This window comes from Streptomyces sp. (genome assembly GCF_031181705.1).
Taxonomy (GTDB): Bacteria; Actinomycetota; Actinomycetes; order Streptomycetales; family Streptomycetaceae; genus Streptomyces.
This window is the reverse complement of sequence record NZ_JAPSKN010000108.1, coordinates 1-3782: the sequence shown is the minus strand read 5'-3', so window position 1 is coordinate 3782 and position 3782 is coordinate 1. Positions and strand designations below refer to the sequence as shown.

The window sequence follows — 3782 nt, the reverse complement described above, 5'->3', positions numbered from 1 at the left end:
CGGGACCGAGGCCGATCGCGGCGTAGCCCTGGGCCAGGGTGCCGGCGTTGATCGTCAGGCCTCCCCGGGACGGGAGGCCGGCACCGACGGTGCAGGGTCCTCGCGGTGGCAGGCCGATGTCGACGGCACAGGGTCCCCGGGGCGGCAGACCGACGTCGGTCCCAAGCCGTCCACGAGCGGGAGCGTCGACGCCGGTGGCAGGCCGTCCGCGAGTCGGGAGGCGGGACGGGACGGCAGGCCGTCCGTGAGTCGGGAGGCGGGACGGGATCGCGGGCCGTCCGTGAGCCGGGGGAGCGGTTCCGACCTCAAGCCGCCTTCGCCCCGCCGAGGTGCCGCCGACCCCGTCAAGGCGCTGATGCACCGTCACCGGGACCTCTGCGAGCGTGCCGTCGACCCTCTGGAGATCGCCGCGGGGCTCGAAGCCCACGGCATCACCGACCGCACCGCCGCCCGCTTCCGTCACCGGGACGTCTTCTCCCTGGCGGAGGAGATGTACGCGCGGGCCTCCCGGGACGGGGACGCGCCGCGACCCACCGCTCCCCCCGTCCCCCGGGTGCGCGCCGCCTGGGTCCTCCTGACGCTGCTGCCGGGCGCCCTGTGCGCTGCCGCCGTGGCCGCCGCGCAGCTCACCCAGGGCCGGACCCGTCTGATCGCGGTCGGCGTCGGCTTCCTCGCCGTCGCCCTGGCTCTCCGCGCGGCCCTGCGCCGGGGCCCGCTGAGCAGGACCGGCGAGGGCCGACCCGGGCCCCGGCCCGGTGCGGCTCCCGGCCGGACCACCCCGTGGACCCTGTGGCTCGCCGCCTACGCCGTCCTGGGCAACGGCCTGCTGCTCAGTGCCATCGCCGGCGGTCCCGACGCCCTGCCCACCGGGTCGGCCGACGGGCCGTGGCCCGTCACAGTCGCCCCCGTCCTCGCCCTCACCCTGGCCTGCGCGCCGGCGGCCTGGACCGCCCATCTCCTCACCGCGCGCGCCCGCCGCACACTGGCGTCGAGCCGGGGCCTGGAAGACTTCGCCGCGGCCGTACGACCGCTCCTGCTCGGTTCGTTCGCCCTGTTCCTGGGCGTCCTCGCGGTCCTGCTCACCCTCTGCGCGACGGTCCTCGGGGAGCCCGCGGCCTACCTGGAGGCCCTCACCCTGGGCGCCCTCCTCTTCCTGGCCCGCCTCCTCACCGTCCACGGCTTCACCTACGCGCCGGCCGTCGTCCTCACCGCGACGGCCACCCTCCAGGCGTCCGCCCTCGCCCTGGTCTTCACCTCCCGCCTCCCCGGCTGCGGCTTCCTGGCCACGCCGGTCGAAACGCTCGTCACCGCCTGGGGCGCCGGCAGTGTGCCGGCCCTCGTCTGCACAGCGGCGGCCCTCGCCCTCCTGGTCCACGCGACGCGCAAGCTGACCCGGGCCTCGGCCCACGCACCCGCGGAGCCCGAGCGGTGACCGCCTCCGACGGCGGTCCCACCGCCGCAGGCACTCGCCACACCGTCCCACCCGCCCCCTAGGAGAACGACATGATCACCCACCCAGGAGCCCCGGCCACCCCGGGAGCCGCGCGATGAGAGTCCTGCTGATCGGAGCCAACGGCTACATCGGCCGCTTCGTCGCCGACCGTCTGCTCGCCGACCCGGCCGTCCAGCTCACCGCCCTCGGCCGCGGCGACGACGCCGACGTCCGCTTCGACCTCGCGTCCGGCAGCCCCGGTGCCCTCACCCGCTTCCTCGACGCGGTCCATCCGGGCGTCGTGGTCAACTGCGCCGGTGCCACCCGCGGCGGCGCCCGCGAACTCACCCGCCACAACACCGTCGCCGTGGCCACCGTCTGCGAGGCCCTGCGCCGCAGTGGCTGCGGCGCCCGTCTGGTGCAGATCGGGTGCAGTGCCGAGTACGGCCCCAGCCAGCCCGGCTCCTCCACGGCCGAGGACGCCGTGCCCCGCCCGGGCGGCCCGTACGGCGTCAGCAAACTCGCCGCCACCGAACTCGTCCTGGGCTCCGGCCTGGACGCCGTCGTCCTGCGCGTCTTCTCACCGGCCGGACCCGGCACCCCCGCAGGCTCCCCGCTCGGGCGTCTCGCCGAGGCCATGCGCCGCGCCATGCAGTCCGGTGACGGCGAGCTGAAACTCGGCGGCCTCGGCGCCCAGCGCGACTTCGTCGACGTCCGCGACGTCGCCCGGGCCGTCCACGCCGCCTCGCTCTCCGCCGCGCAGGGCGTCATCAACATCGGCTCCGGCCGCGCCGTGCGCCTGCGCGACGCCGCCGCCGTCCTCGCCCGCGTCGCCGGATACGGCGGTGCCCTCCACGAGCTCGACGGCCCGCCCGGCGCCCTGCGCCCGGCCATCGGGCACCCCCGGCCCGACCCCGACCACGCGCCCCCGCTGGCGTACCCGTACCCGGACGGCTGCGGCAGCTGGCAGCAGGCCGACGTGCGCACCGCGCGCGACCGGCTCGGCTGGCGCCCCCGGATCGGCCTGGAGGAGTCCCTCGCCGACATCTGGATGGAGGCGGCATGCCGCATCTGACCAGCGCACGGCCCCGCCCGTCCAGCACGGAACTCCGCCCCGGCCTCGGCGTCCCCGGCTACGCGCACCCCCTGCTCGCCCCCACCGAGTGGGGAGAACTCACCCGCCCTGGCACCCCGTTGCACTGGGTGGTGCTGAACGTGGCCGACGGCCCCGGCAGCCGCCCCGACCCGCACTGCCTGGAGGCGGCCGGGAGGCTGCGCAACGCGGGCGTACGGGTCCTCGGCCGCCTCGACACCCGGTACGGCTTCCGGGCCTTCGGCGAACTGATCTCGGACGCCCACCGGTACGCCGACTGGTACCAGGTCGACGGCTACCTGCTGGACCGCTGCCCGGCCGACCGGGCCGAGCTGCCCGAGGTCCGCCGCACCGTCGCCACGCTCCGCGTGATCCGTGACGATCCCCACATCGTCCTCGGCCACGGCACCTACCCGCACCCCGGCTACGCCGAGCACGCCGACCAGCTGGTCACCTTCTCCGGACCGTGGAGCGACTACCGCTGGTCGCAGGTCGCCGAGTGGACCGCAGCCCACCCGCCCGAGCGCTTCTGCCACTTCGTCCACGGCGTGCCCCGCCCCCATCTGGAGGAGGCCCTGCGCATCGCCCGCTGGCAGGGCGCGGCGACGGTCTGGTTCACCGACCGCACGGACCGCGGCGGGCGCGCCGACCCCTGGGAGGGCATGCCCGGCTACTGGGACGAATTCGTCTCGCGTGTCGGAACGGGTGTCTCGGAATGAAAAAGCGCATGGCAGTGTTACGGGGAGAACAACCGTAGTGATTGACCGACCAACGGAGTCCCCGTGTCGTTGCCACCCCTGGTCGAGCCGGCTGCCGAGCTCACCGTAGACGAGGTTCGCAGGTACTCCCGCCACCTGATCATCCCCGACGTCGGGATGGACGGGCAGAAGCGGCTGAAGAACGCCAAGGTGCTGTGTGTGGGCGCCGGCGGCCTGGGCTCGCCGGCGCTGATGTACCTGGCCGCCGCAGGTGTCGGCACCCTCGGCATCGTGGAGTTCGACGAGGTCGACGAGTCGAACCTGCAGCGTCAGATCATCCACAGCCAGGCCGACATCGGCCGTCCCAAGGCCGAGTCCGCCCGCGACAGCGTCAAGGGCATCAACCCGTACGTGAACGTCGTCCTGCACGAAGAGCGGCTCGAGGCCGACAACGTGATGGACATCTTCAGCCAGTACGACCTGATCGTCGACGGCACGGACAACTTCGCGACCCGCTACCTGGTCAACGACGCCTGCGTGCTGCTGAACAAGCCGTACG

General features: G+C 74.6%; 4 protein-coding genes. All 4 read left to right on the top strand.

What is annotated here, in order from left to right:
* Positions 1-280 precede the first annotated feature (280 nt).
* Positions 281-1432 (top strand): hypothetical protein, encoded by a 1152-nt coding sequence (locus RIN80_RS19815; protein WP_309096955.1) that lies wholly within the window; start codon positions 281-283, stop codon positions 1430-1432.
* 115 nt (positions 1433-1547) lie between these two features.
* Positions 1548-2507, top strand: coding sequence for an NAD-dependent epimerase/dehydratase family protein (locus tag RIN80_RS19810; RefSeq protein ID WP_309096954.1), 960 nt, complete (start codon positions 1548-1550; stop codon positions 2505-2507).
* The gene (locus RIN80_RS19805) at positions 2495-3244 is read left to right on the top strand and encodes a spherulation-specific family 4 protein (protein WP_309096953.1); all 750 of its coding nucleotides are present in this window, start codon (positions 2495-2497) and stop codon (positions 3242-3244) included. The genes RIN80_RS19810 and RIN80_RS19805 overlap by 13 nt, the downstream gene beginning before the upstream one ends.
* 63 nt (positions 3245-3307) lie before the next feature.
* A partial coding sequence (locus RIN80_RS19800; RefSeq protein WP_309096952.1) for a ThiF family adenylyltransferase occupies positions 3308-3782 on the top strand: 475 nt, incomplete at its 3' end.